The following is a 14,532-nucleotide window of genomic DNA, read 5'->3' as shown; positions in this document are numbered from 1 at the left end:
AAACGGCGCAGGCGAATCGCCGTGCCGCCTCTTGAAGGTCGTCCTCCATACCGATCAGCTCGTCATCGACCGGCTCACGCCAGCGCGGTTGGCGATGCCCCACCCGGTAGAGGTGCGTACGGTGGAAGCGGGAGCCGAGAAAAAGGACATACGACATTATGTGGCGACGTGGCAGCCGGCCGGTCGGCAAAGGCGGTGGCCGGGCAAAGGCGTCGTCTCCGGTGCCTACGGCCGCCCGCCGCCTTGGTCGGCCCGTGACACCCTACGATGCGGACCGATGCCGATGACGGACGGCGAACCCACCGACGCAACCTCGGGCACTTCCGTGAGCAGCGATCGCGCGTCGTCGCGGACGGTGGCAGGACGGTGGCCCGGCGCCGAGCCACCGCAGGGACTGCTCGATCTGGTGGATCAGGCGGTGGTGATGTGCGACGAGGACGGCGTCGTACGCGGGTTCAACGGTCCCGCAGCAGAGTTGTTCCCGCGGCTGGGGACGGGGCAGGAGCTGGTCGGGCCGATGGCGACGGCCACCGCCAGGCTGGCGGAGAGGTTCGAGTGCGATGTCGCCGGGCGCACGCTTTCTGGTTACCGACGGCCGTGGAACGGCGGTGTGGTCTGGCTGGTACGCGATGTCAGCGGTGCCCGGGACCGCGAGCGGGATCTGCTGGCGGCGCGGGAACGCTCTTCGTTTCTCCACGAGACAGCCGTTCGGCTGGGAGGCTCACTGCATCATGGCCGCACGGTACGCGCCCTGGTTCAGGCCGCCCTGCCGGTGCTGGCAGACACCGCAATCGCTGTCCTTCCGGTACTCGGGCGGCGGTCCACCTGGTACCTGGCAGGGCCCGGCGGGACCGCCAGATCGGGGGACATGCTGGCGGAGACGCTGCTGCGGGTGTCACGGGTCGCGCACGCACTGACCGGGCTCCAGCGCCGGGCGGTTGTCTGCCGTCGGGACGAGCTGGGCGAGGTGGGCGCCCTCATGCTGCAAGGCCAGGACGCAGTCGGCGAGGCGCTGGTGATCCCGCTCTCCGGCAACGGGGTTTCGGCAGGTGCACTCGTTCTGGTGCGGGGACCTGAGCGGCCGCGCTTCGGCGAACAGGACATCGAGCTCGCCGAACAGTTCGCAGCACGGGCCGGTCTTGCGCTCGCCACTGCCTCTCTCTACTCGCAGCAGACACGCATCACCGCCGTGATGCAGGCCGATCTGGCCCCTCGTGCGCTGCCCGATGTCGATGGCATCGCACTCGGCGCGGCCTACCGGCCGGCTGCGGAGGCACTGCTCATCAGCGGGGACTTCTATCACGTCGCCCCCGAGGACGGCGGAGGCGTCAAGTTCTTCTTCGGCGACGTGCGCGGCAAGGGCGCTGAGGCCGCGTTGCTCGCAGGCCAGGTACGGCAGAGCCTGCGGACGCTGGCGCTGGTGGAACGTGATCCGCTCGGTACCCTGCGTCTGCTCAACCGGGCTCTGCTCGATGCTGGAAGCCGTTTCACCACACTGGTGATGGGTTCCGCCCACCGGGCCCCGAACGGCGGGCTTACCGTGACGACGGCCGGTGGTGGCCACCTTCCGCCGCTGGTGCTGCGCCGGGACGGCCGGGTGGAGGCGATGGCGGTCGGTGGCACTCTGCTCGGCATCCTGCCCGACGCGGAATTCGCACTGACGCAATCCCGTCTGGAGCCCGGTGAACTGATGCTGCTCTACAGCGACGGGGTGACCGAGGCGCGCGGCGGCCCGACCGGGGACGCACTGTTCGGCGATGAGCGGCTCATCCGCGATCTCGCCGGCTGCCTGGGGATGCAGGCAGGAGCCGTCACCGAACGCGTGGAGCTTCTCACCACACGGTGGCTGGCCGGGCGCCCCCACGACGACATCGCCGTACTGGCGATCCAGGCCCCGCACGGCCGGGAAGGAGGGGGCCCCCGATGACGGATGCCGTAACGGGGATCACCGACGAGGTACGGGCCGCCTTCGACCACCATCTGACCGAAGCGGACGACGAGGCCGCCGTCGCACTGACCGTCCGCCTCGTGGAGGAAGGCCTGAGTGAGGAGGAGGTACTGCTCGATCTGGTGGCCCCCGCCCAGATCGCGGTGGGCTCCCGGTGGGCGGCCGGCGAGTGGACCGTGGCCCAGGAACACTCCGCCACCCACGTCAGCCAGCAGGTGGTCACCGCCATCGCCGCGGTCCGCCCTCCGGACGGCAACGCCCCCACGGGTGACATCGCCGTCGCCTGCAGCGACGGCGAGTGGCACACCCTCGCTCCGCGCATCCTTTCCGAGGTCCTGCGGTTGCGCGGCTTCCAGGTGCGCTTCCTCGGCGGTCATGTGCCTCCCGCTCGGCTGATCTCCGATCTGCACTCGAACGGACCGGACGTGGTGGCCCTCTCCTGCACCCTGCCGGTCCGCCTGCCGCTCGCGGACCGTCTCTTCGAGGTGTGCAGGACGGCAGGTGTACCCGTTCTGGCCGGCGGGCCCGGCTTCGGTCCTGCCGGTATGTGGGCCCGCACCCTGGGTGCGGACCTATACGCCCCCGACGCCCGGTGCGCAGCGGAGCTGCTGCGCACCGGGTGGCCACCTCGGCGGACGGGCAGGCCCTCGGTGGACGACCGGTCCGCCGAGACCTACGCGTGGCTCGTCCAGCAGCGCCCGGCACTGCTGCGGGGCCTGCTGGAGCGTCTGCCCCACGGACTCGCCCTCGCGGCCGACCCGGCGGATCCGCAGCTCGATGCCACTGTCGAGCAGCTGGGGTACCTGACGGATTCACTCGCTGCCGGGGTCTTCGTCGATGATCCGCGGATCTTCACCGACTGTCTCGGTTTCATCCGCGGTTACTGCTCGGCACGTTGCTCGTCGCCCGATCATCTAGACACGGTGGTGGCTGCCTATGCTTCCCTGCTGCACGACTCGCCCCGGACGCTCGCGCACGTCGTCGCCGGCCAGAAGTGGCTGGCCGGCCCGCTCGGCGACGGCTCGGGCTGAGGTCTCAGGATCCCGCGCCGTCCAGCTCGGCCAGAGTGTCCCGCGTCGAGCACCAGCCCGGCCGCCGCCACGTTCTCCTCGATGTGTGCCACCGACGAGGCACCCGGGATGGCCAGCAGCGCCGGTGACAGGGCCAGCAGCCAGGCCCTCCTCGGACTCGCCGCTGAATGTCCGTCCACCACGGTCGTCTACGAGCCCGCCGCCCAGTCCACTTCCCCGGGCGACAGGCGGGAGTAGCGTGGGGGAGTTACGGGTGGATGGCGCTCATCCCTCGGCTCTTCCTGATGCCGACCCGCACCGCGACGATCTCGTCCCGCTCGGACGCCCTGCCGGGCGGGCCCTAGGTGTTCTGTCCACGGAGGTTGGGTGCGGTGACAGTGATCACCGTCTGGGGATCTTGAACGAGTGAGGGCCTTCCGGGTTCGGTGTGGATTGCGACGTCTACACCAGCCCGAAAGGCCCTCATGCCTCACCGTAATGCACCTCTGACCGAGACCGGACGCCTGCGGCTGGCCCGCTGTGTGGTTGATGACGGATGGCCTCTGCGCCGGGCAGCGGAGCGGTTCCAGGTATCACCGACCACAGCCCAGCGGTGGGCCGGGCGCTATCGCCGGCTCGGCGAAGCGGGGATGAGCGACCGTTCCAGCCGCCCCCACCACAGCCCTCGACGCACGCCGACCCGGACCGAACGCCGGATCATCAAAGTCCGCCTCGCGAGGCGGTGGGGACCGGCCCGCATCGCACACCTGCTGGGCCTGGTGCCATCCACCGTGCACCGGGTGCTGGTTCGCTTTGGCTTGGCCCGGCTCAGCCATCTCGATCGGGTCACCGGCCGTGTCATACGCCGCTACGAACGCGACCGGCCCGGCGAACTCGTGCACGTGGACATCAAGAAGCTTGGCAACATTCCCGACGGGGGCGGTCACAAGGCCCTGGGCCGCCAGGCAGGCCGCAAGACCCGCTCCGGGGCCGGTTACAGCTATATCCATACCGCCGTCGACGACCACTCCCGTCTGGCTTACAGCGAGATCCACACGGACGAGAAGAAAGAGACCGCCACCGCGTTCTGGCAGCGGGCCCAGACCTTCTTCACCCACTGCGGGATCACCGTCGAACGGGTCCTGACCGACAACGGGGCGTGCTACAAGTCCTACCTCTGGCGCGAGACCCTGGCAAAGGCCGGGATCACCCACAAGCGCACCCGGCCCTACCGACCGCAGACCAACGGCAAGGTCGAACGACTCAACCGCACCCTGCTCGACGAGTGGGCCTACGCAAAGCCCTACCGCTCAGAGCAGGAACGACGTGACGCATTCCCCCGCTGGCTGCACTCCTACAATCACCACCGCGGACACACCGCGCTTAAGGGCCAACCACCCGCCAGCCGCGTCCCCAACCTCACGGGTGAATACACCTAGGGCGTGTCCGCAAAGTGGGTTGTTCGTTGGTAAGTCGTGGTGCGTCGGCATGAGTTGACTGATGAGCCGTGGGCTGTCGTAGAGCCGTTGCTGCCTCGATCGCGAATGGGGCGGCCGGTCCGTGACCGTCGGCAGGTGATGAACGGGATCCTGTGGAAACTCTCGACAGGGGCCGCCTGGCGATCTCTCCCGGAACGGTACGGGCCGTGGAAGACGGTCTATGAACGGTTCCGCCGCTGGTCGGCGGACGGGACATGGGACAGGCTCCTGGCTTATGTCCAGCAGCACTCCGATGCGGCCGGCGAGGTCGACTGGTGCCTCGTCTGCGTCGCCTCCACGACCGTGCGCGCTCACCAGCACGCGGCGGGGGCCCGAAAAGGGGGCTCTGGACGGGTGAAGCCCTCGGCCGGTCCCGCGGCGGGCTGACCACGAAGATCCACCTGGCCTGCGACGGACAGGGCCGGCCCCCCGGCAAGAAGCAGGGCTCCGCGCCCGACACCTGGGCACAGGAACTGATCCGCAAACTGCTCTACGCCCGCCGGACCGCATCCATCTCCCTGGCTGAGTCGGTGTGCACCGAGAGTGCGGCCCTCATCGGGGTGAGCCCACATATGGAGGAAAAGCTGGATGCCGCGGTACGCCGCGGCCGTCTGTGGATGGAAAAGCAGACCGCGGAGCGCGAGCGGCTGTTCGCCAACCTGAAGCGGGCGGTGGCCGACCGGCGTCACAGAAGGGTCCGCGCGCTCCTGAAGCAGGCCAAGACGGTCACCAAGGCCGACACTTCCGAGCTCGAGAATCACGCGATCTCGGTGGCCACCGACTACCTCACTGCCGTAACCACGGCCAACACCAAGCACCTCAATGCTCTCCTGGACGGCCTCAATCGCCTTCCCCGATACGTGGACCCGGACGTCTTCTACGCGAAGGTTCACGAACTCGCCCAAGCGGCCCATGAGGTGGACAACATCAGCCCGCAGCGCCAGGCGCAGGTCGGCACCTGGAGGAAGCGCGCCGGCCTTCCCGATGAGGACAGCCGGGGCCGGCCGCGACGTGCGTCACGATCACGGAAGGGCCGGCTCTACCGGCAGGTCGCCGAGGAGGACCAGCTGATGAAGAGCTGCCCTCGCTGTGGTGCCGGCATCGGGCTGCCGTGCCTCGCGGACACGAAAGCCAATGAGGCACAGGGCGTACCCCACGACGAGCGAATACAGCCGGTCATCGACCAGCGCCAAGAGGAGCAGCGCACCCTGCGGCCGTGGCGGGTGTACGAGGTGGGGTGCCCAGACTGCGGCCGAGGCGTCGACGCCCGGTGCGCCACATCGGGGGGCCCTCACCGCTCCCGCGTCGAGCTGGCCAAAGACCTCACCCGGCGCCGCGAGCCGCACCCTGATTCCCACGGCAAGCGGTAAGCGCCTCGGTGATATCGCCGGTGATGACACCGACGTCGTCGGTTATGACGCCGCCCACGTCTGCGACGACCTGGTCGTCGCAGACCGTCGGTTCGGGGGCCGACATCAGCGGCCGCAGGTGTCGAGCATCTCGCCGACCGCGGTCTTCTCCGCCTCGGTGACGTTGAGTTGGTAAACATGCAGCAGCTGGCCTGCGGCGGGTTGTCAGACCCGCGGCCTAAGATCCCGGCGTGGTGACTGATGACCTTCCCGATGACCTTGATCGCGCTGGAGCGCGCAACCTGGACTGAGATCCAGGAAAACCGGCTAACTGTGGAGACCGCGGAGCGGTGCGGGCCCGGACTTTCGAGCTGGCTGACGGCAATCCGCAGCGTCGCCTGGAGATCGAGGAAGCCGTGAAGAAGAAGGTCCGCCACCCAGAGCCGGACAACGGGTAGGCCAAGTGCCGACTTGGTCCGACCAGGTATCGGCATCTGTGCGCCACGAAATGTGGCCTCGACCAGAGTGCTCGGGCCGTGGTTGCATTCCGCGGCCGCCTGGTACACACCCGGGCACCGGTCCGCCGACGGGCGCCCGTACGGCAGCTTAACGGTGCGGGCTCGAACTCGACGTTCGTCTGTCCGCAGCCGGACGCGATGTGCTCCAGCGCCGTGTGCTCGGCGCTGTCGATGCTCAGTCTCTGTCTGAGATCCCAGATCGTCGCCGTGGATCTTTTGGTAGGACGAACGAGAACTTCGGGCGGCTGAGATGAGGGTTCTGTGTAGGTCAGCGCAATGATGGGAGTTCGTGCGTGGCCCAGTAATCGGCGGCGGTGATGCCTAGCAGCACCGCGTCGTGGTAGGTGCCGGCGAAGAATTCGTGCTGGCGTAGCCGCCCCTCTTCAACGAAGCCCAGACGGTGATAGAGAGCGAGGGAAGCCTCGTTGAATGCGTAGACTTCCACCTCACATTTGTTGCATCGCTGCTCGGCGAACATGTAGGTGAGGATCAGCTCAGTGGCTTCAGCCGCGTAGCCCTTGCGGCGGTGATCACGGGTGATCTCGATCCCGGTCTTGAATCGTCCTGCACGGCTGTCGGTTTCTCCGATGGTCACGGAGCCTGCGAACGCGCGATCGGCCAGCGTCTCAATGACCAGCCGGAAGGCTTCTCCTCCTGGTGGGCGCCCAGCACGCTCAGCAGTCCAGGCACGAAAGCTCTCTTCTGAGCGAGGAGGGGCGACCAGGTCAGCGTTGCGGACATCGACCGTGTGCTTGGCCAGATCGCGGAACCTCTCCCAGTCTTCCGGCTCGACACCTCGCAGACGTATCTTTTCGCCGGTCCACATGTCACTCATGGCGTCCACCCATCGTCAGTGCAGGCGCTGTCAGCCGTGCGCATCAAAAGGCAGATGATATCGACTGCATTCCGTTCCCCGTTGGCAGAGTCCCTCCTGTGATCATTGAGCTGAGGGATGAGGGCCGCGATGCGGAAGCCGATGAACACCTGGCGGAGGTCTGCCGCACCTTCCCGGCCCACGGTGTTGTCGAGCTGTGGCAGCTCTTTCGGAAGGGCAGCCGCAAGCTCGATGCCCACCGCCTGCTGGTTCTGTCGGCTCGGCTACGCACCGGAGTGAGCCTGTGCTATCTGTACAGGACCGGGGCGGTTTCGTCGTGAAGAGCTCTCCCTACCGTTCGTGGGTTGGAGCCCTCCTACGAAGTGCAGGACGTCCTGCTCGAGGTGATGGCCGATGAGACCCCTCTGCCGGAACTCGTGCAGTTCGTCCAGGCCTGCGGGGAACGCGATGACCAAGAGACACTGGACCTGCTGGCCCCGGCTCTCACGTCGCACCCGGCGGCATTCCGTGAGGCCCTTCGGCGGGCGCTTGAGGCACTGGTGCGGGGTCGCTGCGGCTGGCGGCGCGCACCGTGCAGCTCGGTGACCAGCTCAAGGTTCCCGTGGTGCTCACGAACGCGGTCCGCTACGCCGACCCGGCGCAGCACCGCCTGGCCGACGTGCTTGACGCGGCACGCCTGCTGCGCCCGATCGACCACCGTGCCCTGGACGGTGGCGAGCGCTGGCTGAAGGGGCCGGCCGAGATGACAGTGGTGGCCGCGCGGGTCTCGGAGGCCGCCGGGTGCGGGCCCGGGCGGGCGGCGGCGCTGCTGACCGAGACCGATGCCACCGCGACATCGTGCGAAGTGGACCCTGTCCGGGACCTGGGGCTGGGCAGCGCGCACTTTCCCGAGCCCCACGTGGTCGGCGCGGATCCGGCCCGGGGCGGGGCGATGCGACTGCTGCGCCAGCGCTGTGAGGCCGGCCTGCATGCCCGCAGTCTTGAGGGCGACCGTGCTGCGGTGGAGCAGCTGGAGTTCGAGCTCGGCGTCATCGGCCGGCTTGGCTATGAGGGGTATTTCCTTGCGGTCGCCCAGGTCGTCGCGGACGTGCGGGCCATGGGGATCCGCGTGGCCGCGCGCGGCTCCGGGGCAGGGTCGATGGTCAATCACGCGCTGATGGTGGCCACGGCGAATCCGCTGGAGCACCCGGCTGCTCTTTGAGCGGTTCCTCAGTGAGCGGCGGACGTCGCTGCCGGACATCGACATCGACGTGGAGTCCGCACGCCGCCTGGAGGTGTACGACCGCATCTTCAAGCGGTTCGGCCCGGAGCGGGTGGCGGTCACCGGGATGCCCGAGACCTACCGCGCCCGCCACGCGCTGCGCGACACGGGACGGGCGTTGGGTGTCGCACCGCAGAGCATCGACATGATCGCCAAGAGCTTCCCGCATATCCGGGCCTGCGACATCCGCTCCGCGCTCGCCGAACTGCCCGAGCTGTTGCAACTGTCGTCCCGGGCCGGTGAGTTCGGGCCGCTGTTCGAGCTGGCGGAGGGCCTGGACGCGCTCGTGCGCGGCTACGCGATGCACCCGTGCGGCGTGATCCTGTCCAACGCATCCTTGCTGGACCGGCTGCCGGTGCAGCCGACCCCGGGTGGCGACTACCGGATGGTCCAGGCCGACAAGGAAGACGTCGAAGACCTCGGCCTGCTGAAGCTGGATGTGCTCGGGGTGCGGATGCAGTCCGCGATGGCCCACGCGGTAGGGGAGGTGCAGCGGACGACCGGCCGGCTCCTCGACCTGGACAACCCCGACCACGTCCCCCTCGACGACGAAGCGACGTTCGAGATGATCCGCCGCTCCGACACCCTCGGCTGCTTCCAGATCGAATCACCGGGCCAGATGGACCTCGTGGGCCGGCTCCAGCCGCGGCACATGCAGGACGTCGTCGCCGACATCAGCCTCTTCCGACCCGGCCCCGTCAGGTTCGGCATGCCTGCGAGAGTCGCTGCATTGGCTGTGTCCCCCGCAGCCCTGTCGCATCACGAGCGGACTGCAACCTCTACTTGCGGGGGCCAGGTACAAGGGATCGCGTGTCGCTTTCAGAACGCCGACGTGTGACGGAGGTCACCACTCAAAGAGTCGCGGGTCACCGTCCAGACGAGGACCAGGGTCTCAGAGCCGAAACACAGTCGCCAGAACCCACGGGGTATCGGTGCCGCGATGCCTTCCAACGCGGTGGGGCAAGTGCCATTCAGGGCCGGTGAATGATCAGGCCTACCAACACGCGGAACCCGGCAGGCATGGGGGAGCCGGATGATCACACCAGGTGCGGCAGCAGCACGTGGTTTGGTGGTGGTTACTGTGAGCGGGCCTCCCGGGTGGATCGCCCGGGAGCCAGCGAATCGTGACCGATTGAGTGACGTGGGGAGCGGGGCGTGGGTCAACTGCCCTCAAACAAGTACGCGGCGGTGTGCGCGGCCGGGCACTGCGAGGTGTACGTACAAGCAGGCGCCGGTGTCCGCGTCCGCCGGGAGGACCGGTGGCAGGTGTACTGCCCGGCCGATGCTCCGCGCGAAGGCGGGGCCGCCGCCGTGCAGCCAGCCGACGCTGGAACGGACAGGTTCGCAGCCAATCGCTTTGCGGGCCCGTGTATGGAGTGCTCGGTTCAGGTGGGGGCCGGTGCCGGTGTTCTCGTTCCCGACGACAACGGCAAGCGGGCCGTCCAGTGCCCGGTGTGCCAGGCCGTCGCGTTTCGGTGTGAACGCTGGGATGATAGCGACCAGTTCGGCACGGACCCCTGGATTACGGATACGGTGCCGCCAGGATGCGCTGCAACTATTTCCCTGCGGATTCTGGCGCTGAACCGGGAGTGCTGGAAGTGCAAGGCGAGCACGGTATGTGTGGTGGGGCTGTACCCGTCGCGTCCTGCCCGGACTGACCGCTGGGCCCGTTGGGTGGACGAGGACACGCGGGCCTGGGTGAAGCCGCTGCTGGACGGCGCACGGCTCGAAGAGATCGCCGAGTCGATCAAGCCGCGGTGGAGCTCGACTGCGAACGGGCGCTATCTGAGCAATGGGTGCCAGCGCTGCGACGCTCTACAGGGAGACTTCCCCGTGGAGGAGGAAGCGTCCGATCTGGTCCGTGAGGATGGTGTGGACGCGCTGGACACTCTCCTGTCGGTACAGGTGCCCGCGCCGGTGTGGCAGCGTGTGGTCCACGGCGAGCGCGGATCCGGCAGTTCTCTACTGATGTAGAGCGATGGCCCTCGTGTGGCCTTGCTGCGATGGGCTGAGGGAGACCCATACCAGGATGAGTCCGGGGTCGACGGCGGAGACTACCCGGGACTTCCGGGCGGGCTGGTCAACTTCACACTATGAGAAATCGCTTGGAGTAAAGCGGTTCCCGGTGACGATGCCTGCGACGACTGCGCGTTCCACCGTGGCGCTTGGGGGCCGGTGCGAGGTCACCCAGGCGAGCTCGTCCACGCGAAGGCTGCCGTCCTTTGTCTTCTCCGTCAGGTCGAGCACCAGCAGCTGTCCGAACGGGACGTTGGTGTTGCTGTACTCGGCTGCCTGCGCCAGGTACTTCCCTTCCAGATAGTCCCGATCACTGCTCGTGGGGTTCTTCTTGATCTCTGTCAGATATCGGAGAGGTCCGAAGCTGACGAGGACATCGGCTCGGCCGAGTGCCTGGTTGATGGGCTCGACCTGGGCCAAAGAACCCAGCTGTCCGGAGAGCAGCCACTGGAAGAAGTGATGCTGGAGGTCGCTTTCCACGGGGACCGCATCCCCGTCGGCTTTGTTGAAGCGCCGCCGGTAGTCCCGAATCCGGACCTTCCTGTTGTTGGTGTCGAAGCGGCCCTCGCCGAACGCGGTAGCGGTATCGAGATCGGCTGCCGCTTTGAGGAACAGCAAGGTCTGCTCGACCAGAAGGGAGAAGGTGCGCCGTGTCTCCCCAGTAAAGTCGGGGAAGGCGCTCAGCTCTGTCAGGAATCTGTTAAGCAAGGGCACCACGACGGGGTCGGAGTTACGTAGCCGGGCGAGGTCCTCGGTGTGAGTGAGGCCGTCGACCGTCACCAGGTCCTCGTCGCTGATGTTGCGTGCAAGGGCGGAGGTGAAGTCGATTCCGAGCTTTCTGACCGTGGTGGGCGCAAACCGGTAGGCGCGGTCCACGTCGTTCTCCGAGGGGCTGCTCTCATCCGTGTCGTCCCCGGCAGGTGTATGGGCTTCGCGCCCAGCCTGCACCGCCGTGGAGGCAATACGGCGATCAATGTTGGACACCAGGGCCACGGCAGTGGAGTGGTCGAAGCCGGTCCCGGGGTGCCGTTCGGGTGCTGTAGCGGCTCGACGCAGCTGAGCCAGCATCGCCTGGCGCCGCAGGAAGGAGTCTTCCACTGCGGGCTCGACCAGCAGGGCGAGCCCTGAACCATCTCTGCTCCCCAACGGGCGCACCGTGCGGGCCGCACTGTAGGCACTCAGGACGTCGTCCAGTGCCGTCCACGGCTCCATCCAGACGTCGTCCTGCAAGAGTTCCGCAGCACGGTGCAGGCGCAGAACGAGCCGCCCCCAAGCCACTTCCGCAGCGAGTTGGGGCTGCAGCCATGCGGGTTGATGCATACCCCAGTGCCCTGCGTCCCTGCGGTGAAGCGCCGCTTCCAGCCGTGTCGCCGCCGCGGCGACTGCCGTCGCGTCCCCGGCGGTGAAGGCGAGGACTGCGTCGCAGACGGCGGCATAGGCCTGCGCGTCGTGGCGGGCTTCCTCCGCAGCCTCGGCCGCGTTGAACCATTGACGGGCGGTGGTGACGTATTCACTGACCTTGTCCAACGACCGCGCGGACAGAGCGGATCGCAGGTGGTCGCAGCCGAGTTCTACGAAGGCATCCACGTCGCTGGCTTCGTCGCCGGCGAGCTGCGTGAGCAGAGTGCGTACGGTCTCGGTGATGACCTGTTCGTCCTGGGACCAGCAGTCCAGGGCGAGACCGAGAATGCGCGGAAGACGCTCGAGGAAGTCCTCCGAGCCGTGCGTGTCCAGTTCTTCGAGGGTGCCCCACACCTTTATGGGGCTCACCATCTTGGAAACGGCGAGCCGGACTGCTCCCTCCAGCCGCGCGGCCGCCAGGAGCGGCACAGACTGGACTGCCTCGAAAAGGCCGGTCAGGAGAGCTCCGTTGAGGGGCTTGGCCAGGGCCTTCGCTGTGTTCGTACTACCGAGCAGTGTCTCCAGAGCCGAGGTCAGGTGCAGGACGCTGAGCTGCCTGGCAAAGCCAACGGAGAACTGTGCCGCCGCCTGGTCCCATACACGATCGTCGTCGTCGAAGGCATGGGTGATGGCCTCGGCGAGCAGTGGCGCGTAGGGGCCGGACGCGACCTCTTCGACTTCACCGTGTACCACGGTTTCGGGCAGGCCCACCGCTTCGAAGGTGATCATCCGGCCGGAGCCCGCCAGATCGCTCAATCGCCCGGCGAGCTGCGTCATGGCTGGCCTCCCTCCGGCGGCGTGTTCACCGTCACCACAACGGTTTGCCTACTGCGGCTTCCCGGATGTGATCGTCTCGGAGCACATCGTGGGCCAACGCCGAGTCTGCCGTAGTGATCAGCACCTGGAGATCGGATTCCGCCGCCAGGATGAACAGCTCCCGCAGCAGGGTGTGTCCCGTCCTGCCCGTCGACATCAACTCCTCCCAGGTCCAGCACGGCGTCGAGCCCACCGACCACGGGTGGGGCGTACGTCTGTCCCTGCCCGCGGTGAAGGGAATGGACGAGGCACAGGCGGAGCGGATCGCCGAGCACCGGCCCTACGCGTCCTTGCAGGACTTCTGGCAGCGGGCACGCCCCGCGCTGCCGGTCGCCGAGCGCCTCATCCGCATCGGTGCCCTCGACGAGATCAAGGGCACCCTCACCCGCCGAGACCTTCTGCTCCAGGCCGGCGAGCTCCACTGCCACGCCCGCAACCGCACCACCACCGAAGGACAGCTCGCCCTCGACGGAGACCTGGTCACGTCCGAGCCCAGCGGCCTGCGGGAGCTCTCCAGCAGGGAGCGGATGAGCGCCGAGCTCGATGTCCTGTCCATCGACGCCTTCCAGCACCTGATGGACCACCACCGGCTGCTGCGCGAACTCGGCGCCACCGACGCAGCCCACCTGTAGCGCATGATCCCGGGGCAGAAGGTTCTGGTGGCAGGTGTACGGGCTTCCACGCAGACCCCGCCCAGCCCTTCGGGGAAGCGGGTCATCTTCGTCACCCTCGAAGACGGCTCCGGTCTCGTCGACCTCGCCTTCTTCGACAACTCCCACCCGGCCTGCGCGCACACGATCTTCCACTCGGGGCTGCTCCTGGCCAGGGGCACCGTCGAAGCACGCGGCCCCCGCCGCACCGTGGTCGGCGATATGGTCCGGGACCTCGACGCCGTCGCAGCCGCCCGCCGCGACCACGGCCCGCAAGCCGCCCTTGACCTCCTCGGCCACACCACCACAGCCACCACCCCCGCCACCCAGACCTCAACCGGGCCTGCCTCGCGGGTACTCAGCGACGGAACCGCCGGCGTTGAGCTCGCCGCGTGGGCGGATCTTCAGCCCGCCGGCAGCCGCTCCGCCGACCTGCGCCGCCTCGGCCACCGATCACCCGGAAGCGCCGGCTGATCCCGGGGAGTGGCGGTTGTCCACAGGGTCGCGATGGCGGAGCGGGGCTCGTAACGTTCCGCTCTGTCGACCACGGGGGGTGCGGGATGAGGAACGCTGTGGACCTGGACTGGCTGGCAGCGCATCAGGTGCTGGACCAGTTGCCGGGAGTGGCAGCGCGCGGTGAAGTACTGAAGCTGACCAGCACGGTTCTCGCGGACCGGGACGCATGGCCGGCCCCGGGTGGTGAGGAAGTCGCGGACTTCTACGGTGCGCGCTGCTGGGCGTCCGTGGTGGCGTACGACGACGGGATCGAGGTCAGGGATATCGGATGGTACGGGTAGCGCCCAGGCCGTTGGTCTTGGGAAGGTTACGGAGAGTCAGCTGAGCAATCAGTTCAAGGTCTCTCTGGCCGAGCAGCAACGGCATCGATCCCAGACGCGCGCAGTTTGCGCGCCAGGAACTCCATCTCGGGCATCGTGCCTGAGTGGGTTCCCGCCACGACCCTGCTCAGCATGGACTTGACGTCGGCCAGACCGATACCGAGTTCTGCTCGTAAAACGCGCATGATCGCAGCGTTCCTTGCCGAGGGATCTACCTGCAGGTGCGCTGGTCCGCACTCGGTGAGCAGCTGGTTCCGCAGGGCGGCCGGCAGGTCGTCACCGCACGAAGCTGTCGCGAACCCGCAGGCTGGACACCTTGACTCCGTGTCCCAGCGCAGGGAGCCGCTTACAAGGGCTTGGACACCCCAGCACTCCAACTCGGCGCCACAGCCCTGGCACCCAGCCGAGTACCTG

At 67.8% G+C, this 14,532-nt stretch carries 9 protein-coding genes and 3 pseudogenes; 10 read left to right on the top strand and 2 right to left on the bottom strand.

Annotated features, from left to right (window positions below; all coding sequences use genetic code 11):
• Positions 1 to 277: 277 nt before the first annotated feature.
• The 5 genes and pseudogenes from OHB13_RS00240 to OHB13_RS00215 form a co-directional block, all read left to right on the top strand.
• Positions 278 to 1,927 (top strand): PP2C family protein-serine/threonine phosphatase, encoded by a 1,650-nt coding sequence (locus OHB13_RS00240; protein WP_328374629.1) that lies wholly within the window; start codon positions 278 to 280, stop codon positions 1,925 to 1,927.
• Positions 1,924 to 2,979: a cobalamin B12-binding domain-containing protein gene (locus tag OHB13_RS00235; RefSeq protein WP_328374627.1), complete on the top strand. Its 1,056-nt coding sequence runs from the start codon at positions 1,924 to 1,926 to the stop codon at positions 2,977 to 2,979. Before OHB13_RS00240 ends, OHB13_RS00235 begins: the two co-directional genes overlap by 4 nt.
• Before the next feature lie 81 nt (positions 2,980 to 3,060).
• Positions 3,061 to 3,216, top strand: a complete 156-nt coding sequence (locus OHB13_RS00225; RefSeq protein ID WP_328380495.1) for a hypothetical protein — start codon at positions 3,061 to 3,063, stop codon at positions 3,214 to 3,216.
• Between the two features lie 227 nt (positions 3,217 to 3,443).
• Positions 3,444 to 4,397 (top strand): IS481 family transposase, encoded by a 954-nt coding sequence (locus OHB13_RS00220; protein ID WP_328374625.1) that lies wholly within the window; start codon positions 3,444 to 3,446, stop codon positions 4,395 to 4,397.
• Between the two features lie 36 nt (positions 4,398 to 4,433).
• A pseudogene (locus tag OHB13_RS00215) lies at positions 4,434 to 4,864 on the top strand (IS5 family transposase); the annotation flags it as partial.
• Positions 4,865 to 6,571: 1,707 nt separating this feature from the next.
• Here the strand turns inward: OHB13_RS00215 and OHB13_RS00210 are convergent.
• A complete protein-coding gene (locus OHB13_RS00210; RefSeq protein WP_328374623.1) occupies positions 6,572 to 7,138 on the bottom strand; it encodes a GNAT family N-acetyltransferase in 567 nt (188 codons plus the stop codon).
• A gap of 98 nt (positions 7,139 to 7,236) precedes the next feature.
• Here OHB13_RS00210 and OHB13_RS00205 point away from each other — a divergent pair, with 98 nt between their 5' ends.
• From OHB13_RS00205 to OHB13_RS00195, 3 genes and pseudogenes are all read left to right on the top strand, one after another.
• Entirely contained in the window at positions 7,237 to 7,458 is a 222-nt protein-coding gene (locus tag OHB13_RS00205) for a hypothetical protein (RefSeq protein WP_328374621.1), read from the top strand.
• A 281-nt stretch (positions 7,459 to 7,739) separates the two neighbouring features.
• Positions 7,740 to 9,129, top strand: a pseudogene (locus OHB13_RS00200) (DNA polymerase III subunit alpha); the annotation flags it as partial.
• A gap of 425 nt (positions 9,130 to 9,554) precedes the next feature.
• Positions 9,555 to 10,373, top strand: a complete 819-nt coding sequence (locus OHB13_RS00195; RefSeq protein WP_328374619.1) for a hypothetical protein — start codon at positions 9,555 to 9,557, stop codon at positions 10,371 to 10,373.
• 117 nt (positions 10,374 to 10,490) lie between these two features.
• Here OHB13_RS00195 and OHB13_RS00190 read toward each other — a convergent pair whose 3' ends face one another.
• Positions 10,491 to 12,593, bottom strand: coding sequence for a hypothetical protein (locus tag OHB13_RS00190; protein WP_328374618.1), 2,103 nt, complete (start codon positions 12,591 to 12,593; stop codon positions 10,491 to 10,493).
• A gap of 170 nt (positions 12,594 to 12,763) precedes the next feature.
• On the opposite strand from OHB13_RS00190, the pseudogene OHB13_RS00185 reads away from it, so the two are divergent.
• Both OHB13_RS00185 and OHB13_RS00180 read left to right on the top strand, forming a co-directional pair.
• Positions 12,764 to 13,756 (top strand): annotated as a pseudogene (locus OHB13_RS00185) (helix-hairpin-helix domain-containing protein); the annotation flags it as partial.
• 86 nt (positions 13,757 to 13,842) lie between these two features.
• Positions 13,843 to 14,079, top strand: coding sequence for a hypothetical protein (locus OHB13_RS00180; RefSeq protein WP_328374616.1), 237 nt, complete (start codon positions 13,843 to 13,845; stop codon positions 14,077 to 14,079).
• Positions 14,080 to 14,532: the final 453 nt, after the last annotated feature.

Origin of the sequence: Streptomyces sp. NBC_00440 (genome assembly GCF_036014215.1) — a bacterium.
Lineage (GTDB): Bacteria > Actinomycetota > Actinomycetes > Streptomycetales > Streptomycetaceae > Streptomyces.
The sequence above is the reverse complement of the archived record's forward strand: the minus strand, read 5'-3'. Positions and strand labels throughout refer to the sequence as shown.

What these genes read in the sequence shown, in the direction of transcription:
- OHB13_RS00210 (WP_328374623.1), bottom strand. Translation starts at nt 7,138, where the DNA reads ATGAGTGACATGTGGACCGGCGAAAAGATACGTCTGCGAGGTGTCGAG.
- OHB13_RS00190 (WP_328374618.1), bottom strand. Translation starts at nt 12,593, where the DNA reads ATGACGCAGCTCGCCGGGCGATTGAGCGATCTGGCGGGCTCCGGCCGG.
- OHB13_RS00220 (WP_328374625.1), top strand. Translation starts at nt 3,444, where the DNA reads ATGCCTCACCGTAATGCACCTCTGACCGAGACCGGACGCCTGCGGCTG.
- OHB13_RS00235 (WP_328374627.1), top strand. Translation starts at nt 1,924, where the DNA reads ATGACGGATGCCGTAACGGGGATCACCGACGAGGTACGGGCCGCCTTC.
- OHB13_RS00180 (WP_328374616.1), top strand. Translation starts at nt 13,843, where the DNA reads ATGAGGAACGCTGTGGACCTGGACTGGCTGGCAGCGCATCAGGTGCTG.
- OHB13_RS00240 (WP_328374629.1), top strand. Translation starts at nt 278, where the DNA reads ATGCCGATGACGGACGGCGAACCCACCGACGCAACCTCGGGCACTTCC.
- OHB13_RS00225 (WP_328380495.1), top strand. Translation starts at nt 3,061, where the DNA reads ATGTGTGCCACCGACGAGGCACCCGGGATGGCCAGCAGCGCCGGTGAC.